This window comes from Janthinobacterium sp. YR213, from assembly GCF_900099875.1.
In the GTDB taxonomy this organism is placed as follows: domain Bacteria; phylum Pseudomonadota; class Gammaproteobacteria; order Burkholderiales; family Burkholderiaceae_D; genus Janthinobacterium; species Janthinobacterium lividum.
On sequence record NZ_FNDA01000005.1, the window covers coordinates 35,848 to 61,230 of the forward strand.

26 protein-coding genes are annotated in these 25,383 nt (G+C 63.3%); 8 read left to right on the plus strand and 18 right to left on the minus strand.

Going from position 1 to position 25,383, the window contains the following annotated elements:
* Window positions 1-75: 75 nt before the first annotated feature.
* Together clpA and clpS are read right to left on the minus strand one after the other, a co-directional pair.
* Entirely contained in the window at window positions 76-2,376 is a 2,301-nt protein-coding gene (gene clpA / locus BLT98_RS21175) for an ATP-dependent Clp protease ATP-binding subunit ClpA (protein ID WP_034751575.1), read from the minus strand.
* Window positions 2,373-2,675, minus strand: a complete 303-nt coding sequence (gene clpS / locus BLT98_RS21180) for an ATP-dependent Clp protease adapter ClpS (protein WP_034751577.1) — start codon at window positions 2,673-2,675, stop codon at window positions 2,373-2,375. Before clpS ends, clpA begins: the two co-directional genes overlap by 4 nt.
* Before the next feature lie 321 nt (window positions 2,676-2,996).
* Here clpS and BLT98_RS21185 point away from each other — a divergent pair, with 321 nt between their 5' ends.
* The gene (locus tag BLT98_RS21185) at window positions 2,997-3,200 is read left to right on the plus strand and encodes a transcription antiterminator/RNA stability regulator CspE (RefSeq protein ID WP_010395943.1); all 204 of its coding nucleotides are present in this window, start codon (window positions 2,997-2,999) and stop codon (window positions 3,198-3,200) included.
* Between the two features lie 87 nt (window positions 3,201-3,287).
* Here BLT98_RS21185 and icd read toward each other — a convergent pair whose 3' ends face one another.
* Window positions 3,288-4,541, minus strand: coding sequence for an NADP-dependent isocitrate dehydrogenase (gene icd / locus BLT98_RS21190; protein WP_070282785.1), 1,254 nt, complete (start codon window positions 4,539-4,541; stop codon window positions 3,288-3,290).
* Between the two features lie 290 nt (window positions 4,542-4,831).
* Between icd and BLT98_RS21195 the strand changes: the two genes are divergently transcribed.
* The 3 genes from BLT98_RS21195 to BLT98_RS21205 all read left to right on the plus strand — a co-directional run bounded on the left by BLT98_RS21195 (window position 4,832) and on the right by BLT98_RS21205 (window position 6,397).
* A complete protein-coding gene (locus BLT98_RS21195; protein WP_034782188.1) occupies window positions 4,832-5,395 on the plus strand; it encodes a pseudouridine synthase in 564 nt (187 codons plus the stop codon).
* A gap of 110 nt (window positions 5,396-5,505) precedes the next feature.
* Window positions 5,506-5,826, plus strand: coding sequence for a hypothetical protein (locus BLT98_RS21200; protein WP_244517625.1), 321 nt, complete (start codon window positions 5,506-5,508; stop codon window positions 5,824-5,826).
* A gap of 127 nt (window positions 5,827-5,953) precedes the next feature.
* The gene (locus tag BLT98_RS21205) at window positions 5,954-6,397 is read left to right on the plus strand and encodes a DUF192 domain-containing protein (protein ID WP_034782186.1); all 444 of its coding nucleotides are present in this window, start codon (window positions 5,954-5,956) and stop codon (window positions 6,395-6,397) included.
* 161 nt (window positions 6,398-6,558) lie between these two features.
* Here the strand turns inward: BLT98_RS21205 and rpsT are convergent, their stop codons facing one another.
* Entirely contained in the window at window positions 6,559-6,825 is a 267-nt protein-coding gene (gene rpsT / locus BLT98_RS21210; protein ID WP_010395935.1) for a 30S ribosomal protein S20, read from the minus strand.
* 308 nt (window positions 6,826-7,133) lie between these two features.
* Here rpsT and murJ point away from each other — a divergent pair, with 308 nt between their 5' ends.
* Window positions 7,134-8,681 carry a murein biosynthesis integral membrane protein MurJ gene (gene murJ / locus BLT98_RS21215; RefSeq protein WP_092611219.1) on the plus strand — a complete coding sequence of 516 codons (1,548 nt, stop codon included), beginning with the start codon at window positions 7,134-7,136 and terminating at the stop codon, window positions 8,679-8,681.
* Window positions 8,682-8,860: 179 nt separating this feature from the next.
* On the opposite strand, the gene BLT98_RS29355 is transcribed toward murJ, so the two are convergent.
* From BLT98_RS29355 to gspG, 12 genes are all read right to left on the minus strand, one after another.
* Entirely contained in the window at window positions 8,861-9,358 is a 498-nt protein-coding gene (locus BLT98_RS29355) for an FxDxF family PEP-CTERM protein (protein WP_092611222.1), read from the minus strand.
* Window positions 9,359-9,599: 241 nt separating this feature from the next.
* Window positions 9,600-10,250, minus strand: coding sequence for a type II secretion system protein (locus BLT98_RS21225; protein WP_092611225.1), 651 nt, complete (start codon window positions 10,248-10,250; stop codon window positions 9,600-9,602).
* A gap of 5 nt (window positions 10,251-10,255) precedes the next feature.
* Window positions 10,256-10,648 (minus strand): type II secretion system protein, encoded by a 393-nt coding sequence (locus BLT98_RS21230; protein ID WP_034782179.1) that lies wholly within the window; start codon window positions 10,646-10,648, stop codon window positions 10,256-10,258.
* Between the two features lie 3 nt (window positions 10,649-10,651).
* Window positions 10,652-11,143: a type II secretion system protein gene (locus BLT98_RS21235; RefSeq protein WP_034782178.1), complete on the minus strand. Its 492-nt coding sequence runs from the start codon at window positions 11,141-11,143 to the stop codon at window positions 10,652-10,654.
* Window positions 11,140-13,164 (minus strand): secretin N-terminal domain-containing protein, encoded by a 2,025-nt coding sequence (locus BLT98_RS21240; protein WP_092611228.1) that lies wholly within the window; start codon window positions 13,162-13,164, stop codon window positions 11,140-11,142. Before BLT98_RS21240 ends, BLT98_RS21235 begins: the two co-directional genes overlap by 4 nt.
* Window positions 13,164-13,685, minus strand: a complete 522-nt coding sequence (locus BLT98_RS21245; RefSeq protein WP_070253562.1) for a hypothetical protein — start codon at window positions 13,683-13,685, stop codon at window positions 13,164-13,166. Before BLT98_RS21245 ends, BLT98_RS21240 begins: the two co-directional genes overlap by 1 nt.
* Window positions 13,682-14,254: a hypothetical protein gene (locus tag BLT98_RS21250; RefSeq protein ID WP_092611231.1), complete on the minus strand. Its 573-nt coding sequence runs from the start codon at window positions 14,252-14,254 to the stop codon at window positions 13,682-13,684. Before BLT98_RS21250 ends, BLT98_RS21245 begins: the two co-directional genes overlap by 4 nt.
* The gene (locus BLT98_RS21255; RefSeq protein ID WP_092611234.1) at window positions 14,251-14,799 is read right to left on the minus strand and encodes a hypothetical protein; all 549 of its coding nucleotides are present in this window, start codon (window positions 14,797-14,799) and stop codon (window positions 14,251-14,253) included. Before BLT98_RS21255 ends, BLT98_RS21250 begins: the two co-directional genes overlap by 4 nt.
* Entirely contained in the window at window positions 14,796-15,614 is an 819-nt protein-coding gene (locus BLT98_RS21260; protein ID WP_139179346.1) for a hypothetical protein, read from the minus strand. The genes BLT98_RS21255 and BLT98_RS21260 overlap by 4 nt, the downstream gene beginning before the upstream one ends.
* On the minus strand, window positions 15,607-17,313 hold the full coding sequence (locus BLT98_RS21265; RefSeq protein WP_211615059.1) for a GspE/PulE family protein: 1,707 nt from the start codon (window positions 17,311-17,313) through the stop codon (window positions 15,607-15,609). The genes BLT98_RS21260 and BLT98_RS21265 overlap by 8 nt, the downstream gene beginning before the upstream one ends.
* The gene (locus tag BLT98_RS21270) at window positions 17,310-18,515 is read right to left on the minus strand and encodes a type II secretion system F family protein (protein WP_092611240.1); all 1,206 of its coding nucleotides are present in this window, start codon (window positions 18,513-18,515) and stop codon (window positions 17,310-17,312) included. The genes BLT98_RS21265 and BLT98_RS21270 overlap by 4 nt, the downstream gene beginning before the upstream one ends.
* 36 nt (window positions 18,516-18,551) lie before the next feature.
* Window positions 18,552-18,995, minus strand: a complete 444-nt coding sequence (gene gspG / locus BLT98_RS21275) for a type II secretion system major pseudopilin GspG (RefSeq protein WP_034782166.1) — start codon at window positions 18,993-18,995, stop codon at window positions 18,552-18,554.
* A 465-nt stretch (window positions 18,996-19,460) separates the two neighbouring features.
* Here gspG and BLT98_RS21280 point away from each other — a divergent pair, with 465 nt between their 5' ends.
* The 3 genes from BLT98_RS21280 to BLT98_RS21290 all read left to right on the plus strand — a co-directional run bounded on the left by BLT98_RS21280 (window position 19,461) and on the right by BLT98_RS21290 (window position 23,948).
* Window positions 19,461-20,219, plus strand: coding sequence for an NF038120 family PEP-CTERM protein (locus BLT98_RS21280; protein ID WP_092611243.1), 759 nt, complete (start codon window positions 19,461-19,463; stop codon window positions 20,217-20,219).
* 43 nt (window positions 20,220-20,262) lie between these two features.
* Window positions 20,263-23,415 (plus strand): S8 family peptidase, encoded by a 3,153-nt coding sequence (locus tag BLT98_RS21285; protein WP_092611246.1) that lies wholly within the window; start codon window positions 20,263-20,265, stop codon window positions 23,413-23,415.
* Between the two features lie 113 nt (window positions 23,416-23,528).
* On the plus strand, window positions 23,529-23,948 hold the full coding sequence (locus BLT98_RS21290; protein ID WP_170846456.1) for a protease inhibitor I9 family protein: 420 nt from the start codon (window positions 23,529-23,531) through the stop codon (window positions 23,946-23,948).
* On the opposite strand, the gene BLT98_RS21295 is transcribed toward BLT98_RS21290, so the two are convergent.
* Both BLT98_RS21295 and BLT98_RS21300 read right to left on the minus strand, forming a co-directional pair.
* Window positions 23,945-24,616 carry a LuxR C-terminal-related transcriptional regulator gene (locus BLT98_RS21295; RefSeq protein WP_092611252.1) on the minus strand — a complete coding sequence of 224 codons (672 nt, stop codon included), beginning with the start codon at window positions 24,614-24,616 and terminating at the stop codon, window positions 23,945-23,947. The genes BLT98_RS21290 and BLT98_RS21295 overlap by 4 nt on opposite strands.
* Window positions 24,613-25,311, minus strand: coding sequence for a winged helix-turn-helix domain-containing protein (locus BLT98_RS21300; RefSeq protein WP_092611255.1), 699 nt, complete (start codon window positions 25,309-25,311; stop codon window positions 24,613-24,615). The genes BLT98_RS21295 and BLT98_RS21300 overlap by 4 nt, the downstream gene beginning before the upstream one ends.
* Between the last annotated feature and the right edge of the window lie 72 nt (window positions 25,312-25,383).

The window sequence follows — 25,383 nt, forward strand, 5'->3', positions numbered from 1 at the left end:
CTTCTTTATTGCCCACAAAAACGTAAAAAAACCCGCGCCACTTGCGTGGGCGGGTTTTTGTTGACAGCAGGAAGCTTATTCCACTTCCACCGTTTCCGGCGCAGCCGTCGGCGCCGCGTCTGGCGGTTCCGGGAATTCCAGCAAGACCTGGTCCTTGTCGTCGAGGTCGACCGTGACACGTCCACCCGTCACCAGGCGGCCGAACAGCAGTTCGTCGGCCAGGGCCTTGCGGATCATGTCCTGGATCAAACGCGCCATCGGACGCGCGCCCATGAGCGGATCGAATCCTTTCTTGCCGAGGAAGGCACGCAACTTCTCGGTAAACACGGCTTCGACCTTTTTCTCGTGCAACTGCTCTTCCAGCTGCATCAGGAACTTGTCGACCACGCGCAGGATGATTTCCTGGTCCAGCGCGCGGAAGCTGATGGTCGCGTCGATACGGTTGCGGAACTCCGGCGTAAACATGCGCTTGATGTCGGCCATCTCGTCGCCAGCCTGCTTCGAGTTGGTGAAGCCGATCGACGTCTTTTGCAAGCTTTCCGCGCCCGCATTCGTCGTCATGATGATGATCACGTTGCGGAAATCGGCTTTGCGGCCATTGTTGTCCGTCAAGGTGCCGTGATCCATCACTTGCAGCAGGATATTGAAAATGTCCGGATGGGCTTTTTCAATTTCATCGAGCAGCAAGACCGCATGCGGCTTCTTGGTGATCGCTTCCGTCAGCAAGCCGCCCTGGTCGAAACCAACATAGCCCGGTGGCGCGCCGATCAAACGGCTGACGGCGTGGCGTTCCATGTATTCCGACATGTCGAAACGAATCAGCTCGATACCGAGGATGAAGGCCAGCTGTTTCGCCACCTCGGTCTTGCCGACGCCCGTCGGACCGGAGAACAGGAAGGAACCGATCGGCTTGTCTGTCTTGCCCAGGCCGGCACGGGCCATCTTGATGGCCGACGCCAGCGCGTCGATGGCGGGATCTTGCCCGAACACAACATTGCGCAAGTCGCGGTCGATCGTCTGCAGCTTGCTGCGGTCGTCCTGGTTGACCGTTTGCGGCGGAATGCGCGCGATCTTGGCGATGATGTCCTCGATCTCGGCCTTGCCGATGGTTTTCTTCTGTTTCGACTTCGGCAAGATGCGCTGTGCCGCGCCCGCTTCATCGATGACGTCGATCGCCTTGTCGGGCAGATGGCGGTCGTTGATGAAGCGCGCCGCCAGTTCGGCCGCCGTCGACAGGGCCGAAGCCGAGTATTTCACGCCATGGTGCTCTTCGAAGCGCGATTTCAAGCCGCGCAGGATCTGCACGGTTTGCTCGACGGTCGGCTCGTTGACGTCCACTTTCTGGAAACGGCGGGAGAGCGCATGGTCTTTCTCGAACACGCCGCGGAATTCCGTGTACGTGGTCGCGCCGATGCACTTCAACTGACCGTTGGCCAGTGCCGGTTTCAGCAGGTTGGACGCGTCCAGCGTGCCGCCCGACGCCGAGCCCGCACCGATGATGGTGTGGATTTCGTCGATGAACAGGATGCCGTTCGGATTGTCCTTCAATTGCTTGAGCACGGCTTTCAGGCGCTGCTCGAAGTCACCGCGGTATTTGGTACCGGCCAGCAAGGCACCCATGTCCAGCGAATACACGACGGCATTCTGCAGGATTTCCGGCACATCGCTTTGCGTGATGCGGTAAGCGAGGCCTTCGGCGATGGCCGTCTTGCCCACGCCCGCCTCGCCGACCAGCAGCGGATTGTTCTTGCGGCGGCGGCACAGGATCTGGATCACGCGGTCGACTTCTTCCTCGCGCCCGATCAGCGGGTCGATCTTGCCTTCGGCAGCGGCCTTGTTCAGGTTTTGCGTGAACTGGTCGAGCGGGCTTTCCTTCGGCTGGCCGTCGACGGGCGCTTCTTCCACACCTTCGGAGGCTTTCGCGCTTTCCGTCGACTGGTCCTTGCGCACGCCGTGCGAAATGAAATTGACCACGTCCAGGCGCGTCACACCCTGCTGGTGCAGGTAGTAGACCGCATGCGAATCCTTTTCGCCGAAGATGGCCACCAGCACATTGGCGCCCGTGACTTCCTTCTTGCCATTCGAGGCGGACTGGACATGCATGATGGCGCGCTGGATCACGCGCTGGAAACCAAGCGTCGGCTGGGTGTCGACTTCGCCCGTGCCAGGCACGGTCGGCGTGTTATCGCCGATGAAATTGGTGAGGGTCTTGCGCAGGTCTTCTATATTGACCGCGCAGGCACGCAACACCTCGGCAGCGGAGGGATTGTCCAGCAGTGCCAGCAGTAAATGCTCAACCGTGATGAATTCGTGCCGTGCCTGCCGAGCTTCGACAAACGCCATGTGCAAACTTACTTCTAATTCCTGCGCAATCATACTTCCTCCATCACGCACTGCAGGGGATGCCCCGCCTTGCGCGCATGCGTTAAAACGAACTCCACTTTGGTACACGCTATATCTTTAGAGAACACGCCGCACACTCCTTTGCCGTAGCGATGAACACTGAGCATGATTTGCGTCGCCGTTTCACGGTCCTTGTTGAAATACTCCTGAATGATGGCCACCACAAATTCCATCGGGGTGTAGTCGTCATTGAGCAAGGCTACCTGGTAGAGCGGTGGCGGCTTCAGCACTTGCCGCTCCAGCAGGGTTTCTGTGTCGTGCTTGGTTGCCATACGCTTATTCTAATGCTTTCACAGTGGTTGTCATGCGCAATATCTACGCCTTTCCAATTGTTTTCAATCTTACGCGTTTTCTTAATACTGCGCAGATGGCGACCTTGCCGTCAAAATCAAGAGTTGCTTTTTTGGTTGTCGTGAAGAATTTGGCAATATCGATGGAAAAGCGCTTGACTTCATTATTTATTCCGCCAACAATGCTGTATCGACTGTTGCAGTAATGTACAGCTTGATAAGAAGTGAGACGTCGAGGAGGGGGCAAGAAGCTTCTTGCTTTTATGGCTCGTGTGATTTGTTTTAATTTTGAAAGTTCTTTTTATGGCAACAGGTACAGTTAAGTGGTTCAATGATTCCAAAGGTTTTGGCTTCATCACTCCAGATGATGGCGGCGAAGATTTGTTTGCTCATTTCTCCGCAATCAACATGAACGGTTTCAAGACCCTCAAAGAAGGTCAAAAAGTTCAATTCGAAGTCACGCAAGGCCCTAAAGGCAAGCAAGCTTCCAACATCCAAGCAGCCTAAGCATCGCCGGCCCTCAGATGTGAAAAACCCCGTCTCCTGACGGGGTTTTTTTTCGTCCGCAGGGTGCGCGGCACCCTGCCCCTCCAGTTACATGTGCTCGATCATCACTTCGCCGAAGCCGGAGCACGACACTTGCGTGGCGCCTTCCATCAGGCGGGCAAAGTCATAGGTGACGCGTTTCGAGGCGATCGATTTTTGCATCGAAGAAATCACCAGGTCGGCCGCTTCCAGCCAGCCCATGTGGCGCAGCATCATTTCCGCCGATAAAATCAACGAACCGGGGTTCACGTAATCCTTGCCTGCGTACTTGGGCGCCGTGCCGTGCGTCGCTTCGAACATGGCGACGGAATCGGACAGGTTGGCGCCCGGCGCGATGCCGATGCCGCCCACTTGCGCCGCCAGCGCGTCGGAAATGTAATCGCCGTTCAAATTCAGGGTGGCGATGACGCTGTATTCGGCCGGACGCAGCAAGATCTGTTGCAGGAACGCGTCAGCGATGGAGTCCTTGACGATGATGTCGCGGCCCGTCTTCGGATTCTTGAACTTGCACCATGGGCCGCCATCGATCAGCTCGGCGCCAAATTCCTTTTGCGCCAGCGCATACGCCCAGTCGCGGAAGCCGCCTTCCGTGTACTTCATGATGTTGCCTTTATGCACAATCGTCACGGATGGCTTGTCATTGTCGATCGCATACTGAATGGCCTTGCGCACCAGGCGCTGCGTGCCTTCGATGGACACGGGCTTGATGCCCAGGCCCGACGTGGCCGGGAAGCGGATTTTCGTCACGCCCATTTCATTGACGAGGAAATCCATCAATTTCTTGGCCTCGGGGGAGCCTTGCTGGTATTCGATGCCGGCGTAGATATCTTCCGAGTTTTCGCGGAAAATCACCATGTCCGTCTTTTCCGGCTCTTTCACGGGCGATGGCACGCCCGTAAAGTAGCGCACGGGGCGCAGGCAGACGTACAGATCGAGCTGCTGGCGCAGTGCCACGTTCAGCGAGCGGATGCCGCCGCCGACGGGCGTGGTCAGCGGGCCCTTGATGGAAACCACGTAATCTTTCAGCACAGCCAAAGTTTCTTCCGGCAGCCACACATCGGGGCCGTACACATTCGTCGATTTTTCGCCCGCATAGATTTCCATCCAGCTGATCTTGCGCGCGCCGCCGTAGGCCTTGGCCACGGCGGCATCGATCACCTTGATCATGACCGGGCTGATATCGATGCCCGTGCCATCGCCTTCAATGAAGGGAACGATGGGATTATCTGGTACATTCAGCGAAAAATCGGCGTTGACGGTGATTTTTTGGCCGTCAGCAGGTACAGTGATATGTTGATACATCGTGATCTCCGAAGTGGGACACACCGCTGGCGGGCAACGCAGGCCGGCGACGCGCTCTGCGGTTGCAGAGTTTACAAAAACAAGTGCGAACATGGCGGCAACAACGCACTTTAGCAGGGAAAGAACACCCGGGCCATCTGCGGCGCCAAAGAATCTCATTGCCATACCGTCCATGTCTTCTATAAGACATAAGACTAACATCCACATTATGCACCAGTATCCTACAGGGCGCCACGCTTTTGCGGCGCCAACCAGCAGCCACCATCGCTTACATCAATTCCTCTACCAGCATGCCACTCATCCTCTTCAATAAACCATTCCAGGTCCTGTGCCAGTTTTCGCCGCAGGATGGCCGCGCCACCCTGGCCGACCATCTGAGCATCCCCGGCATCTACCCGGCCGGCCGGCTCGACGCCGACAGCGAAGGCTTGCTGCTGCTGACGGACGACGGCCGCCTGCAGCACGAAATCAGCCACCCGGACCGCAAGGAAGCAAAAACCTACCTGGTGCAGGTCGATGGCGTGCCCGATGCGGCCAGCCTGGCGCGCCTGCAGGCACCACTGGACCTGGGCGACTTCATCACCAAGCCATGCAAGGCCGTGCGCATCGCCGAGCCGGACTGGCTGTGGCCGCGCAATCCGCCCATCCGCGCACGCGCCGACAAGCCGACCTCATGGCTGGCAATCACCTTGAAAGAAGGAAAAAACCGGCAAGTGCGGCGCATGACGGCTGCCGTCGGCCTGCCCACCCTGCGCCTGGTGCGCAGCGCCATCGGCCCATTCTCGCTGGCCAGCCATCCCTTGCTGCCCGGAGAATGGTGCGAGGTGCCAGCCGAGAACATTGGGAAAACGTGAACCGGACAAGAAAAAACGCCTTCAGTACCGAATTTTGCCAATAAGCACTATTTATTTTTAGATAATGCATTAAAATCATCTGACCTCAACATGACCGAAAAGGAAAGATGATGACAAAAGTAATACTGGCCCTGGCCGCTTCCCTGCTTGCCGGCGCCGCACTGGCGCAATCGGGCGCCCAGGTGCATGCTTCCGCCGCGACCGATGCCGTCAAGCCGCCGCCCGCATCGGCTGCCAGCCATGCCTCGGCCGCCACCGACGCCGCCAAGCCGGTGCCGCCGGCATCGGCCACCGTCAACGCTTCGGCCGCGACGGATGCGGCGCGCTCAAGTGCATCGACCAAGGCCTCGGCCGCAACGGATGCGCCGCGCCTGATTCCCCAGGCGCGCAAGACCAAGCAGCCGGCCACTGAAGGCAAGCCCGTGAAATAAACGCAGTTCCCGGGGTTACGGCAGCATGTTGCTGTAACCCCACGCTTTCGGCGCGGCCCGGCAGCACGCTTGACCAGGCGGCCACCAGCATGGCTTAATCGCCGCTTCGCAGCCACCGTCCCGCCCCATGAAAAATTCCCTACGCCGTCTCAGCCTGTCGATCGCCCTGCTGGCGTGCGCCAGCATTGCTCAAGCGCAGACAAAGAGCTTGCAACTGTCGGCTGGCATGCATTTGATCCAGGCAGAAGTGGCCGCCACGGAAGAGCAGCGCGAACAGGGTTTGATGTACCGTGAAAAGATGCCGGCCAATGCGGGCATGCTGTTCGTCTTTGGCAACCCATCGACGCAATGCATGTGGATGAAGAACACGCCGCTGCCCCTGTCCGTGGCCTTTATCGATGCCGGCGGCAAGATCGTCAATATCGAAGACATGCAGCCGCACACGCTCGACAGCCATTGCTCCACCAGGACCGTGCCCGTGCGCTATGCGCTGGAAATGCACCTGGGCTGGTTCAAGCAAAAGAACATCAAGCCCGGCATGAACATCGGCAACTTGCCGGCGGCACGCTAGGCCGGCGCGGCCGCGGCCTGCCGCTGGCGGGCGCGGCCGCAAAAAAGGTGAAAAAACGCGAAAAAACCCGCCAGAATGAATCTGCGGGTTTTTGCTTTTCAACCAGTGCCAGCGTACCGGCACAGGCAAGGCCACCATGGTGGCTTGCCTGCTGGCGAATATTAAGCGGACAGTGCTTTCAAAGCAGCTGCCAGACGGCTCTTATGGCGAGCTGCCTTGTTTTTGTGGATGATCTTCTTGTCAGCGATACGGTCGATGGTCGACACGGATGCTTGGAAGATTGCAGCAGCAGCTGCCTTGTCGCCGCCCTGGATCGCTTTGCGAGCAGCTTTGATAGCCGTGCGCAAGGTCGAACGTTGGGACGAATTGTGTGCGTTTTGCTTAACTGCTTGACGAGCGCGTTTGCGCGCTTGTGCGGTATTTGCCATGGAATTTCCTAAAACAGGGTCAAAGTGCGTTTGCAAACATTAGTGTTTGCCAACCGGTGCGTTCTGTGCGTCTGCCGAACCATGTGTGCCAAACCAGTGCCTGTCAAACATTAGTGTCTGCGTAACAGAATTCTGTACAGCCTTCGATTATAGCGATATTTTCAAGCGGGGGCAAATCAAAAAACCGGGTATCGCGGTAAAAACACCTGAAAATGGGCCTGGCAAGGGCGAATCGGCGGCGCTTGTTACCCGCTTGTTACCATATTTTAACCGTTTGCCAGTACCGCGCCCGGCTATAATCTGGCCCCATGAACTTGCTTAAAACCCTCGCCGCCATTTCCAGCATGACCATGCTGTCCCGTGTAACCGGATTATTGCGCGAAAGCCTGTTCGCGCGCGCCTTTGGCGCCGGCGCCTACACGGACGCCTTCATTGTTGCCTTCCGCATCCCCAACCTGTTGCGCCGCCTGTTTGCCGAGGGCGCCTTCTCGCAAGCCTTCGTGCCGATCTTGTCTGAATACAAGAACCAGCATGGCCAGGAAGCCAGCAAGCAACTGGCCGACCATGTGGCCACCACCCTCGTCTGGGCCACCCTGCTGGTGTCCGCCATCGGCATCGTCGGCGCGCCGTGGTTCGTCTACGCCATCGCCACCGGCCTGTCCAAGGACCCGGGCGCTTTTGACGCGGCCGTGTGGATGACGCGCTTGATGTTCCCTTATATTACTTGCATGTCCTTCGTGGCCCTGGCCGGCGGCATCTTGAATACCTGGCGCGAATTCAAGATTCCCGCGTTCACGCCGGTGCTGCTGAACCTGTCGTTCATCGCCGCCTCGCTATTCCTCGCGCCCCATCTGGAGCAGCCGATCTACGCCATGGCCATTGCCGTGTTCGCCGGCGGCCTGCTGCAGGTGGCCATCCAGATCCCTGCGCTGATCAAGATCGGCATGCTGCCGCGCCTGTCGATCAACCCCGCCATCGGCCTGTCCGACGGCGGCGTGCGCCGCGTGCTGAAAAAGATGGGACCAGCCGTGTTTGCCGTCTCGGCAGCGCAGATCAGCCTGATGATCAACACCAGCATCGCGTCGCGCCTGGCCGAGGGCAGCATTTCCTGGCTATCCTATGCGGACCGCCTGATGGAGTTCCCCACCGCCATGCTGGGCGTGGCCCTGGGCACCATCTTGCTGCCCAGCCTGTCGAAGGCGAATGTGGATGGCGACAAGACGGAATACTCGGCCCTGCTGGACTGGGGCTTGCGCCTGACTTTCCTGCTGGCTCTGCCCGCCGCCGTCGGCATGGCGACCCTGGCCACGCCGCTGATCGCCACCCTCTTCCACTACGGCAAGTTCACGGCCGAATCCGTGACCATGTCGACGCAGCCGCTGGTGGCCTACAGCCTGGGCCTGATCGGCATCATCCTCGTGAAAACCCTGGCGCCTGCCTTCTATGCGCGCCAGGACATCCGCACGCCCGTGAAAATCGCCATCGGCGTGCTGATCGCCACGCAAATGATGAATCTGCTGTTCGTGCCCTACATCGCCGTGGCCGGCCTGGCCCTGTCGATCGGCCTGGGTGCCTGCCTGAACGCCAGTTTCCTGTACTGGGGCTTGCGCAAGCGCGGCATCTACCAGCCGAAGCCGGGCTGGGCCAAGTTCTTCCTGCGCCTGCTGCCTGCACTCATCGTGATGGGCGGCGTCGCGTATGTTGGCGCCATGCGCATCGACTGGATCGCCATGCAAGCCCATCCGCTGCTGCGGGCCGGCGCGCTGGCTCTGGTGGTGGCCGTGTGCGGCGTGGCGTACTTTGCCACTTTGTTCCTGGTTGGCTTCCGCTTCCGCGACTTCAAGCGCCACGCGTGACAAGCTGTGCAGGACGTTGTTGCCGGCGTCTCGCCGTACTAGCGTACTGTCTTCGACTTGGCGCCTGGTCCTGCGCAGCTTGTCCGGATTGCGCAGGACGTTGTTGCGGCGTCTCGCCATACTGACGAAAGACGAAAAAAAACCCGCCGAAGCGGGTTTTTTTTCATTGCAGCGAAAGCTTAGGCAGCTTTCTTGGCGCGGCGGCGTGCCACGGCGCCGACCAGTGCCAGGCCGCCCAGCAGCATGCCATAGGTTTCTGGTTCTGGTACTGGCAGGGCCGAAACCGTGCCTACGTACTGAACATTTTTCACCAGCGTCAGGCCCGTGACTTGCACCGTGTACGTGCCTGCAGCCAATTGACCGGCCCAGCTCAGATTCTGGATGCCGTTGGCCGTGCTCTTGTCCAGGCTGCCATAGCCGACCAGGCTGGCGGCGAAATCCTTGATCGCGCCGTTAGCAACGGAGAACGTTTGCAATGCACCGAACGAGGTCGACGATGGGGCCAGCAACTGGAAAGTCCACGAATCATTGATTTCCGAATTGATGGCGAACTTGGTCGTGAAAGCCGACAGGGTGTCCGAACCGGTTGGGTCCAGGATGCCCAAGTCGTAGGTTGCTGCCGACGCGCTGAACGATGCTGCTGCCAGAATGCCTGCAGCGATAAATTTCAATTTCATAGTTTATCCCTTAAAAAGTAATTTATGGCTGCAATGCGCAGGCCACCAATAGTTTTAGTACCGGAAGTACTAGACAGGATGGTAGCATAATCACATCAAATTACTTATAAATATTTTATCGAAGTTTCATCTAGGATAACTATTTTCGAAATGAACTATTTGCCACTATCTATGAATTTCTATGGAAAAATAGTTACCGGGGCATACATCTAATTTTTCCCATGTTTAACGGTGAAAATGCCTATTCGGCAGGGGTTTCAACGGGACTTTGCGGTTCAGGCGGATCAACTGGCTCTGGTGGCGCCTGTTCTTGCGATGGAGTAACAGGGCGGGAAAACAACGGTGGCGGCGGCAAGGCGGGCATGATGCCGGCCTCCTCACCCGCCGGAACAGTTGCCGATCCCGCAGGCGGCACGGATGACAGCCGTGCATCGACCATGAAGCGCCATTCCGAGAAATGCGCCCTGCCTTCGAAGCCCGCAAACCGGGCGTCGAAATTGCCAACCTTTAATGGCGCCGCCTGGGACAGGCTGTGTACGCCGATGATGCCCTGGCTGCCGGGCTGGTACAGCAAGCCCCACTCGGCGCGTCCCGTGATGGGGTCCACATACAGCTTGCGCAAATGGCGGCGCAGTTGCGGAAAGCGGGGGTCGCGCAGCAAGGCCGCCAGGGTCGGAGGCTGCTGCGGCTGGCCGGCCGGCGTGGCGGCCGCATAGCTGTAGAGGGCATCTGAAAACTGCGCGCCGATGTCGAGCAACTCCTGCTCGGTCGCTTGGCGCTGCAGCAAGGAACCCATCTTCAGTCCGGCCGCCCCCACGAGGCCCAGGATAGCCACCAGGATGATCAGGCCCAGGTAGGTAAAACCACGCTGGCGGCGCGCAGGACGGTGCATGGCCGCTACCAGTCGGCAAACGGCGTGCCGCTGCGGTCCTTGCCGGGCGCGCCGCTTTTCACGTCATACACCTGGCCCGGCGTGTCGTCGGGCGGCGGCACGATGAGCCAGCTGCTGTCGCTATCGGTGATGGGATCGATGGGCATGGCCCGCAAATATTTCTTTTCCACCAGCTGCTCCAGCGTATCGGGATAGCGCCCCGTATCGCCGTGGAACTGGTCGATGGTCGCGCGCAGGTTGCGCAAGTTGTCCGCCAACACGGTTTCCTTCGCCTTGTCCAGGCTGGGAAAGTAGCGGGGCACGGCCAAGGTCAGCAGCAGCGCCACGATGCCGAGCACCACCAGCAACTCGATCAGGGTAAAGCCGCGCCTGCGGTGTGGGATATTTTCAGCAGCCATGGTTCACCATAGACGGTAAGGCACGTTGTTCAAGCCCGTTTTGCCGGACGTACAATACACATCGTAGACATCGTCGCCCTCGCGTGGTTCGGCCGCTTCGCTGGCGTAGCTGCGCTTGCCCCACGTTTGCGCATCGCTCAGGCCAGCGTCCGCGTTGAACGGGTCGCGCGGTACGCGGCGCAGGAAAAACAGCTTGCTGCGCTTCGGGTTGCGCTGGTCAGGCACGCCCTCGACCAGCAGTTCCAGGCTTTTCGGATAGCCGCTGGCGTCTGGCGCGCGCAGGATACGGCCCTCGTCGCCAGCCCGTTTATAGGCATCGAGCCCCTGGCGGATCTCGCGCAGCGCGCGCCGCAATTCCTGCTCCTGGCGCCGCTGCACCGTCACCTGCGTGACGGGGATCACCAGGGTGGCCAGCACGCCTAGGATGGCCAGGGTCACCAGCAGCTCGATCAGGGTGAAGCCGCCCTGCCCGCCCTGCGCATGCGCCAGTCTCATTTGACGGGCGGCGGCGGCACCACCGGCACCGGCTGGCTCGATGACAGCGGCAAGGGCGCCGCCTGCAGCGGCACGGGCTGGCCCGACGATATCGGCAAGGGTGAGGCGGCCGGCTCGGGCGACGGCGCCACTTCCGGCGCCGGAACGCTCTGCGGCAAGGCCGATGGCACCTGGCCGGGCACCATCAGCGGCTGCGCCGGCGCCGGCTGCATGCCGACGGCCGACGGGCCGGAACGCACGATCACCGTGCCCGGCATCTGCGTGGGCGCCTTGGCCGCCATGTCGGGCCGGCGGCGGAAGCTGCCTTCCGTGCCGGCCGAGAATTCCGATTCCTTCGCTTCCGGACGCTGCACCGTGCGCACGAGGTGCGGCGTGATCGACAGCACGATTTCCGTCTTCTGGCTGTCGTCCTTGCTGCTGCCGAACAGGCGCCCCAGCACGGGTATGTCGCCCAGGCCAGGCACCTTGTTGCCCGAACTGCGCTCTTCATTGTTGATCAGGCCCGCCAGCACCTGGTTTTCGCCATCCTTCAGTTGCAGCATGGTCGACGCCTGGCGCGTGCCGATCTGGTACAGGGTCGAGCCGCTGCGGGTGGTGGTGGCCGCGCCCAGGTTGCTCACTTCGAGCGAGATGCGGATGCCCACTTCATTGTTCAAATAAATGGTCGGCTCGGCATTCACCGTCAGGCCGACGTCCAGGTAACTGATGGACTCGGAAGCGAAGCCGCCCGTGCCTGGCGAAATGGTGGTGGTCACCACGGGCACCCTGTCGCCGATGACGAACTTCGCCTTTTCCCGGTTGCGCACGCGGATGCGCGGATTGGCCAGGATATTCGCGTCGCCGTCCGTCTTCTTGGCGTTCGCCGTCACGGACAGGTCGCTCACGCCGATGGTGCGCTGGTTCAGGTTATTCAAGTCATTGATGGTCAGGCCCGCGCCGCCCGAGGTGGAGAGCGGCGTCAGGGTCAGGCTCGATGGCCAGACCACGCCCAGTTCCATCAGGCGGCTGCGCTTGACTTCGAGGATTTCCAGTTCCAGCACGACCTCGGCCTCCGGCACGTCCTGCAGCGCGATCAGGCGCTCGGCCAGGCGGATCGCCTCCGGCGTGTCGCGCACGATGACGAGGTTGAGTTTTTCATCGGCCACCACGTCGCGCGTCTTCAAAATGGTCTTGAGGGTGTTGGCCACCTGCTTGGCGTCCGCATTCGCCAGGAAGAAGGTTTTCACCAGCACTTCCTGGTACTCCTTCAATTTTGCCGCCACGTTCGGGTAGATCAGGATCGTGTTTGCATCCATCACCTGCTGTTCCAGCTGGTTCGTCACCAGCAGGAAGTAGACGGCCGATTCCACCGTGCTGTTTTTCAGGAAGATCGAGGTTTTCGCATCCGCCTTGACGTCCTTGTCGAAGACGAAATTGAGGCCGGAACGGCGCGCGATCAGCTCGAACACCTGTTTTAATGGCGCTTCGCGAAACTCGATCGTGATCGGCTGCTTGTACGATTTGGCCAGGCCCGATTCGACGACGGGCGGCGCCGTTTTGTCATCGACCTCGCGCAGCAGCGCGCGCGCGCCGGCGTGATTCGGCTGCTCGGTCAGGATCGCGTTCAGGCGCTGGCGCGCCGGGTCGTAGCGCTTGGCCTCGATATCTTTCTGCGCTTCGGTCAGCAGCTTGCCCTGGCGCTGCTCGCGCTCGAGCGCGCGCAAGCCGCTGTTGGCCCGTTCGTTCTGCGCATCGATTTCCAGCACGCTCATGAACGAGGCGCGCGCCAGCTCGCCCTGCCCCGCCTGCGCCTGGCGCTCGGCCTGCTGCAAGCGGCTGCCAGTCGCCCGTTCGCGCGCCTGCAGATAGGCGCTGCGGTATTGCGCATTGCCGGGGTCCTGCTGCAGCGCCTCCTGCAGTTTTTGCAGGCCGGCCGGGATTTGATCTTGCGCAATCAGCTCGCGCCCGTCGCGGTAGGCTTGCTGCCCTGCGCAGCCGGACAGCAGCAAGAGCAGCAGCGCCGATGAAAAGGAACGAGACATCACTCGGAAACTCCAATGTTGAGCTGCTGAACCTGGTTCAACGGCAGATAAGTGAGCGTCATGACGGGCGGCGCAATCGTCACGACCTTGTAGGCGCCATCGATGACGGTATTGGCGCGCACGATATACGTCTTGTCGGCGCGCGACAAAAACACTTCCCAGGCGCCATCGGCGGCCGCCTTGCCCAGGTAGACGAAGGGCAGCGGCGGCGCCATCGGCGGTGGCGGCGGCGGTGGCGCGACGGCTACCATTTTCGGCGGCGGCGGATTCCAGTTCTGGCTCTGGAAGACAGCGCCGGCGCCGGCAAAGGTATCGCCATCCTCGCCCGCCACTTCGCTGCGCGGCAGCAGGGCCAGGATGGCCGGCTGCGCGGCTGGCGGCTTGGCTGCCGCATGGCGCGCGGGCGCGACGGCCCGCTCCACCGCTTCGGCCACCTCGGCCACGGGCTGGCGCTCGCCGAACAGCAGCAAGGCGCCCGCGCCCAGCACGCCGGCCAGCATGAGCCAATGGCGCGGGGTCATGGCGCCTCTCCCGCATCACCAGGCGTATCGGTCAGATAAAAGGTGAGGCGCAAGCGCGCTTCGAGTTCCGTATCGGCGATCTGCTCGCGGCGAAAACTCAGTTCGTCGAGCGAGGCGAAGGGGACGGCGCGCAGCGCTTGCAGCGCGAACTGCCACACGGCCGCATAACTGCCCTTCAGCGGCAAGGTCACCTGATAGCTGGCAACCCTGCTGGCCTTGTCGTAGCCGCTCTTGTATTCGCCCTGCGCCAGCAGCAAGCCGTTTTTCGCGGCCAGGTCGAACAGCTGCTTGACTTGCTGCTCCGCGTGGCGCTGCTGTCCCAGGGCGGCATAAAAGCGCGCCAGGTTCTCGCTGGATGTCGCCGGCGGCGCCGCGATGACTGCGGCCAGCGATGGCTGCGGCAAGGGCCGCGCTTCCAGCTGCGCCGCCACGGCGCGCTGCTGCCAGGCCCACGCCCAGGCTGCCACGCCCAGCGCGAGCAGGGCCACGGCCAGGCAGGCAGGCGCGCCCAGGCGGCGCAGCAGCAGTTGCGCGCGCAGGCGCAAGCTATTGATGTCGATGGCCATCATGGCGTGCCCCAGCGCGCTTCAAGCTGAAAGCGCAAGGGTTTGTTCGGATCGAGCGCGTTGATTTCATGGCGCAGCAGCTGCACGCGGGTGCCGAACAGCTCCTGCTGCTTCAGTTGCGCCACATACGCGACCATGGCGTCGCTACTGGTCGTCTCGGCCGTGATCTTCAGCACGCGCTTGCGCGCATCCGGTTCCAGCGCCAGCAGCGCGATGGCGGGTGGCGTGGCGCTGGCCAGCGCATCCTGCACGTCGCGCCACGGCAGATTCAGTTGCAGGATGGCCGCATTCACGGCCGCCGCCTGCGCCGGCGCGATGGGTGTTTGCGGTGCAGCCACCGGTCCCTGCGTGGCGGCCATGACGCGCTGCTGCGCCAGCCGCCAATGTGCCTCGCTTGCCTGCTGCCGCTGCAGCGCGGCGCTGCCGCAGTACGCCGCCGTGGCGATCAGCGCCGCACCAACGGCGCCGATGCACCACGCCCACGCGGGCACGCGGTGCAGGCTGCGGCGCCAGCTGGGCGGCGCGAAATCGATATCGAGGCGCGTCATGCCACGCCCCCGCTGCGGGCCAGCCGGGCGGCCGGCGACAAGGCGCCGTCCCCATCCGGCGTGGATAAAATCTGGCAGTGGAACGCTTTCGCCTGTGTCAGCCATGCGGGCGGCGGCGCGCCGCACAGCTGCAGCAGCGCCGGTGCGGGCACGCCTTGCAGCAGCGCCTCGCGCGCCAAGGTCTGCGCCAGCCAGCCATGGCCGGCGTCTGCGGGCACGGGCAGCGCGCGCACGGCGCGCAGGCGGCCATCATGCCGCACGCCCAGGGTCAGGACGTTCTCCTGCAACTGGCCAAACCACGCCCCTGGCTTCAACGCGCCGTGCCAGCGGTTCCAGTGGCGCGCGAATTGCGGTGCGATAAAAATCAGGGCCAGCTTGCGCGCGTCGGCCACGCGCGTCAGCTGCGCCAGCAGCGCACGGGGCACGGCGCAAAAGAACGGCGCGCGCGCATCCCAGGCGCGGCTGCTGTGCCACAGGCCGGGCGCATCGCCATACAGCGACTGGAAGCGCAGCGCGGCGGCAGCCTCGATATCGGCCAGGCGCGCGGCGCCTTGCGGCATGTCCACTTGCCACAGGCGCGCCAAGCCATCGTCAAGCACCACGGACAGGGGCCAGCCGGCGTATAGGCTGGCTGGCAGAATCTGTTCCAACGCCTGGCCCAGGGCGGCAAAGTCGCCATGCAGCGTGCCGTCCGGCACATACGCGGCTTCGCCCAGCAAGATCCATGCAGGGGCGCGCCAGCGGCTGCTGCGCCACAGGCTCACCTTGCCCGCCGCCACGCCCAGGCGCAAACCTTGTCCAAAACCTCTACGCATGCAGGGTGACCCTCTTGATTTCCGTGATGGTGGTGGCGCCCCGCTTGACCAGTTCCAGCGCCGCCAGGCGCAGGCTGCGCGTGCCGTTCGCATACGCGGCCGCCTTGATCTGCCGGATCGGTTTCTTGTCGACGATCAGTTCGCGGATTTCATCGGTCAGCACGAGGATTTCGGCAATCGAGCGGCGCCCCTTGTAGCCCGTGCCGCGGCAGTCGCCGCAGCCCTTGCCCTGCTTGAATTGATACTGCGCCACGTCGGTGCGCGCCAGGCCCACGCTGGCCAGCTCACCATCGTCGGGCGTGTAGTCGGTGGCGCAATGGGGGCAGTTGGTGCGGATCAGCCGTTGCGCCCAGATGCCGTTCAGGGCCGAGACGAACGCATACGGATCGATGCCCATATGGGTAAAACGGCCGAACACGTCGAAGACGTTATTCGCATGCACGGTGGTGAGCACCAGGTGGCCCGTGAGGGCCGACTGCACGGCGATTTCCGCCGTTTCGCGGTCGCGGATCTCGCCCACCATGATCTTGTCGGGGTCGTGGCGCAGGATGGAGCGCAAGCCCTTGGCAAACGTCAGCCCCTTCTTTTCATTGACGGGTATCTGCAGAATGCCGGGCAGCTGGTATTCGACGGGGTCTTCGATGGTGATGATCTTTTCGCGCCCGTTGTGGATTTCCGTCAGCGCCGCATACAGGGTCGTCGTCTTGCCGGAGCCGGTCGGTCCCGTCACGAGCAGCATGCCGTAGGCTTCCTGCGCCAGCGCGCGCAACGCTTCCAGCGATGGCGCGTCAAAGCCCAGCGCTTCCAGGGTCAGGGCGCCATACGCTTCGATCATGGCGCGCTTGTCGAGGATACGGATGACCGCATCCTCGCCATGGATGCTGGGCATGATGGAGACGCGCAGATCGATTTCGCGTCCGCCCGATTCGACGCGGAAGCTGCCGTCCTGCGGCACGCGGCGCTCGGCGATATCGAGTTCTGCCAGCACTTTCAGGCGCGAGATGATGTGCTCGGCCACTTCGATGCCGTTGACGGACGTGGCGTGATCGAGCACGCCGTCGACGCGGTACTTGACGGCCAGGCCGCCGGCCGTGCTTTCCAGGTGGATGTCGGAAGCGCCCGCCTTCAACGCGTCATATAAGGTCGAGTTGACCAGCTTGACGGCGGGACTGGCCGCTTCCGACACGCTGGCGAACGACAGCACGGCCGCCGTCTTGCCGTCGCGACGCGCGTCCGTGGCGGCGCCGGGCAGCAGGCTGTCGACGGCGCGCGCCGATTCTTCCTGCTTCGACAGATAGGCGCCGATGTCGGCCTGCAGCGCCAGCCGCACGTGCAAGGCGCCCTGCCCGGCGCGCGCACTCAGCCAGGTTTGCAGGTCGAGATCGAACGGGTCGGCAATCACGCCTACCAGCTGGCCGTCGGCGGCGCGCAGCAGCACGCTGTGGCGCGCCAGCGCCTGCGACAGGGGCAGCACATCGAAGGCGGGAGAAAACGCCAGCATGTCGGCCGTTTCCAGCACGTCCAGGCCGAACGGGCGCGCCAGTTCGCGCACCACGGCGCGCGCCTCGATGCCGCTCAGTTCCTGCAATTCCTCGACCAGGCTGCGCTTCGATTGGCGGCTCAGGACGCGGGCGCGCTGCAGCAGGGTGGCGTCGATGGCGACGCTGGCCAGGGTGGATTCGGCAGCGGTCTGCATCATGAAATATCGCCGGCAAGGTCAAAGATGGGCATGTACAGCAGGATCACGATGGCGCCCACGACCAGGCCGATGCCAGCCATCAGCAAGGGTTCGAAAGTACGCGTAAAGCGGTCGATCCAGCGGCTGATTTCACCGTCGTAGAAGGCGGCCGACTGCGTCAGCATGGGCCCCATGTCGCCCGTGCGCTCGCCCACGCGCAGCATGCGCAGGGAAATCGGCGTCGTCAATTGATGCTGCTCGAAGGCGGACGACAGGGGCTGGCCCGCCTCGATGGCGCCGCGCGCGCCCTGCAAGGATGCCTGCATGCCCGGCGAGACCATCGCTTGCACGGTGGAAATCGCCTGCACGATGGTGATGCCGCCTTCGGCCAGCATGCCCAGGGTCAGGTACAGGCGCGACAGTTCATAGATGCGCACGCGCTCGCCGATGCCGGGCAGTTTCGCCAGCAGGCGCGTCACGCCGCCGTTGCGCAGCACGCGCCGCACGGCCATGAACACCGCGCTGCCGGCGAGCGCCAGCCCGAGCAGCAACAGCACGCCATGCTGCGTGACGAACTGGCCCCAGCTGAGCATGACTTGCGACATCCACGGCAGGTTGCGCCCTGCGCCCTGGTAGACCTCGGCGAAACGGGGCACCACATAACTGATCAGGAAGGCGCTGACGCCGCCGCCCACGGCCAGCAGGATGGTGGGATAGATGGCGGCGCTGACGATCTTGCCACGCACCGTATCGATGCGCTGCTGGTAGTCGATGTAGCGCGACAGCGCGCGCGGCAAGTCGCTCGTGCCCTCGGCCGCCTTGACAATGCCGATATACAAAGGGGGAAACAGTTCCGCCTGCTCTGCCAGCACGGCGGAAAAGCGCTTGCCTTCGCGCAAGCCTTCCAGCAGGCGCGTGAGCACGCTGCGCGTGGCCGGCGACGCTTCCTTTTCCAGCAAGGCTTCCAGCGCTTCGACAATGCCCAGGCCCGCTTGCAGCAGCGCCAGCAATTCCTGGCTGAACAGCAGCAGTGGCAAGGCCCGCGCCCGCTGGCGCCCGGCCGCGCTGAACGGCGTGGCCCGCAACGGGCGGATGGCGCTGACAAACAGGCCGCGCGCTTCGGCCTGGCGGCGCGCGTCGGCTTCGTCGCGGCCGTCGATCACGCACGTATGCAAGGTTGCTACGGCCTGGTCCGTGGAAAGCGCGCGTACTTCGAACTGCATGATGGCTTGTCCGTAGGAAAAAGAATGGCGCTGGCGTTATTGCGAGCTGATGTCGGCGTTCTCGCCGCTGCCGCCCGGCTGGCCATCCTTGCCCATCGAGACGATGTCGTACTCGCCCTTGCTGCCGGGCGCGCGGTATTGATAGGCATGGCCCCACGGGTCGAGCGGCACGGCCTTTTTCAGGTAGGGGCCATTCCAGCGCGTGCCGGCGGCGGGCGGCGCGGCCAGCAGCGCGGCCAGGCCTTCTTCCGTGGTGGGATAGCGCCCCACGTCGAGGCGGTAGGTGTCGAGCGATTTTTCAAACGCCTCGATCTGTGCCTTGGCCACCGTCACTTCGGATTTGCCCAGCTGGGCGAAATACTTGGGGCCGACATATGCCGCCAGCAAGCCGATGATCACGATGACGACCAGCAATTCGAGCAAGGTAAAGCCGCGCGCATGGCGCGTTGCCGCAAGGTTCTGCCTGTGTGCTGCATGCATCCGGTAACTCCTTATTGCCTACCTTCAATACATTGCGTCGCTGCGCGCGGCGGATGGCCACGCACAGGCGACACGCGCTTGCCTGATGCTTATCAGCCTACCATGCCGGTTATGGTTCATACAATCTTTTCTTTGTACTGTGAACAACAAATTCCGGCGGAAACCATCCAGTGTGCGCGAAACCGCCACGGCGACGCGCGCGCTTGACTGGCTGGTCAATCACTCAACTATTTTCAATGCGGAAACTATCTACTACTGGTTACCAATTCATAGTAAGTGATGAATTTTATTCATTCATTATTTGTAACTTTCAAATTAAATTTGCAAGAATATCAAACAATGGAATTGCCTCTTTTGCTATAGTAAAAATCAATTTTCTACGTATTGGTCTTATCCGTCCACGCAGGAAAGAGCATCCCAGACGCAAAACATATTGCATCCTACATAATCACCAAGGGAAAATTCATGACTCGTATTGTGCATTCGAAGGCAGCTTCCGCAGCAAGTCCTTTTTCGGCCAAGCAGTGGACCGGCGCCGCCATCCTGGCCCTGTCCGCCGCCTGGGCCCCCGCCGCCATCGCGGACGTGATCAACTTTGACAATCTGGATAGCCAGTTCGTCGGCCATGGCGACTCCCTGGAATTCGGCAAATTCCTGCTGACGGGTGCTTCGAATGCCGCCGGCGCCAGTTATGGCGACCTGGTCGGCGCCGTGTTCGACGGCACGGATCCGGCCGCCTGCGGCATGGCGTGCCCGACCAACAATACGAGCAATTACTATGCCTCGCTCAACGACGGCATCATCTACCTGGACCCGCTGAACCCGGGCGGCAGCGTCAGCCTGCAGGGTTTCGACGCCAGCTTCATCGGCTACGCCCAGGGCGTCACCTATCCGGCGGTAGCCGGCCTGCTGCGCGTGCAAGGTTTCTACGCGGACGGCTCTTCCATGTATGAAACATACCAGCTGGGCGGCCCCATCGGAGGCAACTTCCAGTTCCAACGCTACAACACCAGCGCCAGCTTCGGCAGCCAGCAATTCGCCTCGCTGGCCTTCTTCGGCTTCACTTGCAACACGGCCGGCAATTGCAACGCCTTCAGCACCAACAAGGGCCAGTTTGCGCTCGACAATATCGTCGCCTCGGTACCGGAGCCATCGACCTACGCGATGATGCTGCTGGGCCTGGCAGGCATCGGTTTCGCGGCGCGCCGCCGCCAGCAAGCCTGATTTATCCCTTTCGATTCCCGCTACCGTCACCAGGAAACCCTACATGACATTCCGTCCCGCCTTGCGTCCCATTTCGCTCGCCGTGCTGAGCCTGTTTGCCAGCCTCAGCTTCCAGGCCCACGCCGACGACCTGCGCCGCCCCTACATCGTGCAACTGAACGACAAACCGATCGCTTCCTACACCGGCTCGGTGGAAGGCCTGGGCGCCACCCAGCCTGCCGCCGGCGGCCGCCTCGACCTGGCCAGCACACAAGTGCAGCTGTACGGCGACTACCTGGAACAGAAACAGGCCCGGGTACAAGCCCTCGTCGCCGCCGCGCCCGTGCAATACCAGTACAAGATCGTCCTCAACGGCTTCTCCGCCCTGCTGACCGACGCCGAAGTGCGCCAGCTGCAGGCGAGCGGCGAAGTGGCCAGCATCGCCCCCGACGAACCGCGCGCCCTGCAGACGAACTACACGCCCACCTTCCTGGGCCTGGACCAGCCGGGCGGCCTGTGGAGCCAGCTGGGCGGCAAGCAGCATGCGGGCGAAGACATCATCATCGGCATCGTCGATGGCGGCGTGTGGCCGGAAAACCTGTCGTATGCGGACAAGGTCGACGCCAACGGCGCCCCGACCTTCGACCCGAACGCCACCCTGGCCTACGGCGCCGCGCCGGCCGCCTGGAAAGGCAGCTGCCAGACGGGCGAAGGCTTTACGCAAGACCACTGCAACAACAAGCTGCTCGGTGCGCAATACTTCAATGCCGTGCGCCTGACCGAGACGGACAAGATCCAGCACTGGAGCGAATTCACCTCGCCGCGCGATTCCATCGGCGACCCGAATGGCGAAGGCGGCCACGGCACGCACACCTCGTCCACCGCGGGCGGCAATGCGGGCGTGCCCGTCACGGCCAACGGCACGCCGCTGGGCGCCATTTCCGGCGTGGCGCCGCGCGCCCGCCTGTCCGTCTACAAGGTGTGCTGGTCGTACAATCTGGCTACCCAGCCGACCGGTGCGAAGAACGGCTGCTACGGCGGCGACAGCGTGGCGGCGATTGAAAAAGCCGTGCAGGATGGCGTACACGTCATCAATTACTCGATCAGCGGCGGCGGCACTGTCAACGATCCCGTCGAGCAAGCCTTTTTGCACGCCTCGAATGCGGGCGTCTTCGTTGCCGCTTCGGCCGGCAATGCGGGACCGGCCAATACCGTGGCCCACGTCAGCCCATGGATCACCACGGTGGCCGCCTCGACGCACAACCGCGCCAACCAGGCCAAGGTGACCTTGAGCAACGGCGCCAGCTACACGGGCGCCTCGCTCAACTACAATCCGCTGCCGGCCACCACCCTGATCCGCGCGCAAGACGCGGGCCTGGCCGGCGCCGATGCGCAAAAACTGGCCCTGTGCTACCGCGCCGGCGACAACGGCGGCGTGGCCCTGCTGGATCCGGCCAAGGTCGCCGGCAAGGTCGTCAGCTGCCTGCGCGGCACCACGGCGCGTACCGACAAGGGCGTCGCCGTGCTCGAAGCGGGCGGCGCCGGCATGGTGCTGGTCGACACGGGCGTGGGCCTGGTGTCCGACCCGCACGTGCTGCCGGCCGTGCACGTGAGCGCCGCCGATGGCGCGCTGATCAATGCACAGGCGCAAACGGGCACGGCCACGGCCGCCATCTCGCGCTTCGTCACCAACGGCAACGGCCCTGCCGCGCCCGTGGTGGCCGACTTCTCGTCGCGCGGCCCGAACCTGTACGACGCCAACCTGCTCAAGCCGGACGTCACCGCGCCTGGCGTGGACATCCTGGCCGGCGGCACGCCTGCCCTGTCGCGCGCCCAGCGCGACGCCGTGCAGGATGGCAGCCTGGTTCCTGCGCAAGCCTACATCTTCCTGCAAGGCACCTCGATGGCCAGCCCGCACGTGGCCGGCCTGGCCGCCCTGCTGCGCCAGCAGCATCCGGACTGGAGCCCGGCCGCCATCAAGTCGGCCCTGATGACGACCGGCAGCACCACCTTGCCCGACATCCAGGCAGGCGACGCGCGCGGCATCCTGCCATGGGGCCAGGGCGCCGGCCACGTGACGCCGAACAAGGCGACCGATCCCGGCCTCGTGTATGACGCCAACCTGGCCGACTACAAGAAATACATGTGCGGCGTCGGCATGACGGCCGAGTGCGCGGGCGGCACCCTGGCCGGCTACAACCTGAACATGCCGTCCATCACCATCGGCAACGTGCTGGGCACGCAAACGGTAACGCGCCGCGTCACCAACGTGGGCAGCAGCAGCGCCACCTACACGGCCAGCGCCTCGCTCAGCGGCTACAGCGTTGCGGTGGCGCCTGCCAGCCTGGCGCTGGCGCCCGGCGAAACCAAGTCCTTCACCGTCACCCTGACGCGCACCACGGCGCCGGACAACGCCTGGCAGTATGGTGCCCTCGTGTGGAGCGACGGCGTGCATACGGTACGCAGCCCCGTCACGGCCCGCTCGGGCCGCGCGGTGCAGTCGCCGGCATTACTGCAGGCCGACAAGGTCAGCGGCCTGCGTTCGCTGACCCTGTCCACCGGCTTTGCCGGCAAGGTCGGCGCGGCGACGGGCGGCCTGAAGGAAGTGGCGCGCAGCGCGCAAACCATCAGCCAGGCCGCGCCGGGCAGCGTGGAAACGCTGGTGCAGATGGCCGACGCGTGCAAGGCGGGCGGCAGCGGCGTGCGGGTCGTCAATGTCAGCATTCCCGCCAGCACCGTCGTGGCGCGCTTCGAAATCTTCGACCGCGACACCAGCGAAGGCGCGGGCAATGACCTCGACCTGCTGCTGCTCAACAGCGCTGGCGCGACCGTTGCCACCTCGGCCACGGTCGGCTCGAACGAGGCGATCACCGTGACCACCCCGGCGGCAGGCAGCTACAAGGTGTGCGTGGTCGGCTATGAGCTGGCAAATGGCGCGTCGACCGGCTTCGGCCTGTCGTCGGCCGTCGTCACGACAGCCGACAAGGTCGGCAACCTGAAAGCCACCCTGCCTACCAAGGTGTATGTGGGCGGCAGCGCCACGGCCGGCGTCAGCTGGTCGGGGCTGGAAACGGGCAAACGCTACCTGGGCGGCGTAGTCTTCCTTGATGGCAACAACGCGGCAGCGTCCACCACCGTGCTGTCGGTGGAGACCAACAGCCCGTTGCCGCTGGCCGTCCCCAGCCAGCGCAACGTGAAGGCGGACGCCAAGCTGTAACGGTATCGCTCCAGGCGGTAACACGACGCGCCCTGCGGGGCGCGTTTTTTATGCGTAACACGCGTACAATCGGCGCACGGGCAACTCGTCCGCCATGCGCAAAAGGAGTTTGCATGTCCGCATTTCGCCTCAGCCATGCCATCCTGGCCGGCATGGTCAGCCTCCATGCACTGCCTGTCGCGGCGCAGGCCGCTGCGGCGCGACTGTCCTATCTGGTGCAATTGCGCGCCCCGCCGCTGGCCTCGCAAGCGGACGGCGTGCATAGGCTCGATACGGACAGCGACGCGGCGCGGCGCTACACGGCCCAGCTGGAAGCGCAGCAGCGCGCCGTGCTGGCGCTGGTGCCCGATGCCCCAGTGCAATACCGCTACACGGTGGCCTTCAATGGCTTTGCCGCCATGCTGACACGCGCCGAAGTGGCGCGCCTGCAAGCGAGCCCGGACGTGGCACGGGTCTCGCCCGGCAGCATCGAACACACGCAAGATGGCGGCGGCAGCGGCAAGCCGCAGGCCAGGCCGCAGGACCAGCGCTAATGGCTGAGCAAGCGCAGCGCGATGCCGCGCGACACGGCTTGCATGCGATTGCTCACGCCCAATAATTTGTAGATACGCTGCAAATGGCTTTTCACGGTAGTGCCGCTGATACCGAGAATTTCCCCCACCTCCTCATTGCTTTTCCCTTCGCGCACCCAATGCAGCACTTCCAGTTCGCGCGCACTGGCCGCGCGCGTGGCAGCCGGGCCCGTCATGCGCGCACGCTGGCTGCCTGGCAGCGCCAGCCAGTGCACGTGCAGGTAGGGCAACAGCAGTTCCAGCACATACGCCTGGCGCGCAGCGTCCGCCGGCATCACGGCGAACAGGGCAAAAAAGCTGCCGCCGGCGTCGCCCACGCTGCCGTGCACCAGCACGCCGTCGATGACGGCAGCCCCCCGGCCGCCCGCGCGCCAGGCCAGTGCAAGGTGCGCCAGCTGGCCCTGGCGCTCGCGCAGCAGCGCGTGATCGGGCGCGGCGCTGTGCCAGGCTTCGCTGCGCAGCACGGCACCATCGGCATCCAGTTGCGCGCACATTAATATGTCGTGCGGCAACAGCGTTTGCAGCGGCCCCTGGCTCCACAGAAAGAAATCGCCGGGCGCGGCGATGCCATGCGCGCCGAGGATGGCGTGCAGCAGGTATTCCTGCTCCCGCCCCGTCAGCAGCATCATGCGCACACGGCGGCGTCAAACGCCAGATAGCGGTAGCCGCTGCCGCGCACGGTTTCGATGCGGTGGCCGCAGCCGCCCGGCTGCAGCGCCTGCCGCAAACGCCCCACGTGGGCGTCGACCGTGCGCTCGTCGAGATACGCTGCATGGCCCCACACCTGGTCCAGCAACTGCGCGCGGCTATGCACCCTGCCCGGATGGTTCATCAGGAAATGCAGCAGCTTGAATTCCACGCGGCCCAGGTTGACGGGCACGTTACCGGCCGTCACGCGCAGGGTGTGCGGGTCGAGCCGCAGCGCTGCCGTGCCTGCGCGCAGGGCCGATGGCGCGCGCCGGCGCAGCAGCGCGTGCACGCGGGCCAGCATTTCACGGGGACCGAAAGGCTTGCACAGATAGTCGTCGGCGCCGCTTTCCAGCGCCAGCACCTTGTCCTGTTCACTGTCGCGCGCACTGACCATGATGATGGGCAAGTCGCACAACACGCCATCCTGGCGCACCTGGCGCAGCAGCGCGATACCGGACGCATCCGGCAGCTCCCATTCCAGCAGCAGTACATCGGGCGGGTCGGCCGCCAGCAGCGCCAGCGCGCCGCGCGCATCCAGGGCGCAGCTGACCCGGTAGCCGGCGCCTGCGAAGTTATGCGCCAGCAGCGCTTGCATGGCAGGCGCAGGGTCCAGCACCAGGATATGGCCAGGCATCGATGCATCCTTCCAAAAAAGTGGCGGCCGCCCATGAAAGTACTAGACTGCCCGACAAGTTTTTTACTATGC

Coding starts and splice junctions, on each gene's coding strand:
- clpA (WP_034751575.1), bottom strand. CDS start 2,376: ATGATTGCGCAGGAATTAGAAGTAAGTTTGCACATGGCGTTTGTCGAA.
- clpS (WP_034751577.1), bottom strand. CDS start 2,675: ATGGCAACCAAGCACGACACAGAAACCCTGCTGGAGCGGCAAGTGCTG.
- BLT98_RS21185 (WP_010395943.1), top strand. CDS start 2,997: ATGGCAACAGGTACAGTTAAGTGGTTCAATGATTCCAAAGGTTTTGGC.
- icd (WP_070282785.1), bottom strand. CDS start 4,541: ATGTATCAACATATCACTGTACCTGCTGACGGCCAAAAAATCACCGTC.
- BLT98_RS21195 (WP_034782188.1), top strand. CDS start 4,832: ATGCCACTCATCCTCTTCAATAAACCATTCCAGGTCCTGTGCCAGTTT.
- BLT98_RS21200 (WP_244517625.1), top strand. CDS start 5,506: ATGACAAAAGTAATACTGGCCCTGGCCGCTTCCCTGCTTGCCGGCGCC.
- BLT98_RS21205 (WP_034782186.1), top strand. CDS start 5,954: ATGAAAAATTCCCTACGCCGTCTCAGCCTGTCGATCGCCCTGCTGGCG.
- rpsT (WP_010395935.1), bottom strand. CDS start 6,825: ATGGCAAATACCGCACAAGCGCGCAAACGCGCTCGTCAAGCAGTTAAG.
- murJ (WP_092611219.1), top strand. CDS start 7,134: ATGAACTTGCTTAAAACCCTCGCCGCCATTTCCAGCATGACCATGCTG.
- BLT98_RS29355 (WP_092611222.1), bottom strand. CDS start 9,358: ATGAAATTGAAATTTATCGCTGCAGGCATTCTGGCAGCAGCATCGTTC.
- BLT98_RS21225 (WP_092611225.1), bottom strand. CDS start 10,250: ATGCACCGTCCTGCGCGCCGCCAGCGTGGTTTTACCTACCTGGGCCTG.
- BLT98_RS21230 (WP_034782179.1), bottom strand. CDS start 10,648: ATGGCTGCTGAAAATATCCCACACCGCAGGCGCGGCTTTACCCTGATC.
- BLT98_RS21235 (WP_034782178.1), bottom strand. CDS start 11,143: ATGAGACTGGCGCATGCGCAGGGCGGGCAGGGCGGCTTCACCCTGATC.
- BLT98_RS21240 (WP_092611228.1), bottom strand. CDS start 13,164: ATGTCTCGTTCCTTTTCATCGGCGCTGCTGCTCTTGCTGCTGTCCGGC.
- BLT98_RS21245 (WP_070253562.1), bottom strand. CDS start 13,685: ATGACCCCGCGCCATTGGCTCATGCTGGCCGGCGTGCTGGGCGCGGGC.
- BLT98_RS21250 (WP_092611231.1), bottom strand. CDS start 14,254: ATGATGGCCATCGACATCAATAGCTTGCGCCTGCGCGCGCAACTGCTG.
- BLT98_RS21255 (WP_092611234.1), bottom strand. CDS start 14,799: ATGACGCGCCTCGATATCGATTTCGCGCCGCCCAGCTGGCGCCGCAGC.
- BLT98_RS21260 (WP_139179346.1), bottom strand. CDS start 15,614: ATGCGTAGAGGTTTTGGACAAGGTTTGCGCCTGGGCGTGGCGGCGGGC.
- BLT98_RS21265 (WP_211615059.1), bottom strand. CDS start 17,313: ATGATGCAGACCGCTGCCGAATCCACCCTGGCCAGCGTCGCCATCGAC.
- BLT98_RS21270 (WP_092611240.1), bottom strand. CDS start 18,515: ATGCAGTTCGAAGTACGCGCGCTTTCCACGGACCAGGCCGTAGCAACC.
- gspG (WP_034782166.1), bottom strand. CDS start 18,995: ATGCATGCAGCACACAGGCAGAACCTTGCGGCAACGCGCCATGCGCGC.
- BLT98_RS21280 (WP_092611243.1), top strand. CDS start 19,461: ATGACTCGTATTGTGCATTCGAAGGCAGCTTCCGCAGCAAGTCCTTTT.
- BLT98_RS21285 (WP_092611246.1), top strand. CDS start 20,263: ATGACATTCCGTCCCGCCTTGCGTCCCATTTCGCTCGCCGTGCTGAGC.
- BLT98_RS21290 (WP_170846456.1), top strand. CDS start 23,529: ATGTCCGCATTTCGCCTCAGCCATGCCATCCTGGCCGGCATGGTCAGC.
- BLT98_RS21295 (WP_092611252.1), bottom strand. CDS start 24,616: ATGATGCTGCTGACGGGGCGGGAGCAGGAATACCTGCTGCACGCCATC.
- BLT98_RS21300 (WP_092611255.1), bottom strand. CDS start 25,311: ATGCCTGGCCATATCCTGGTGCTGGACCCTGCGCCTGCCATGCAAGCG.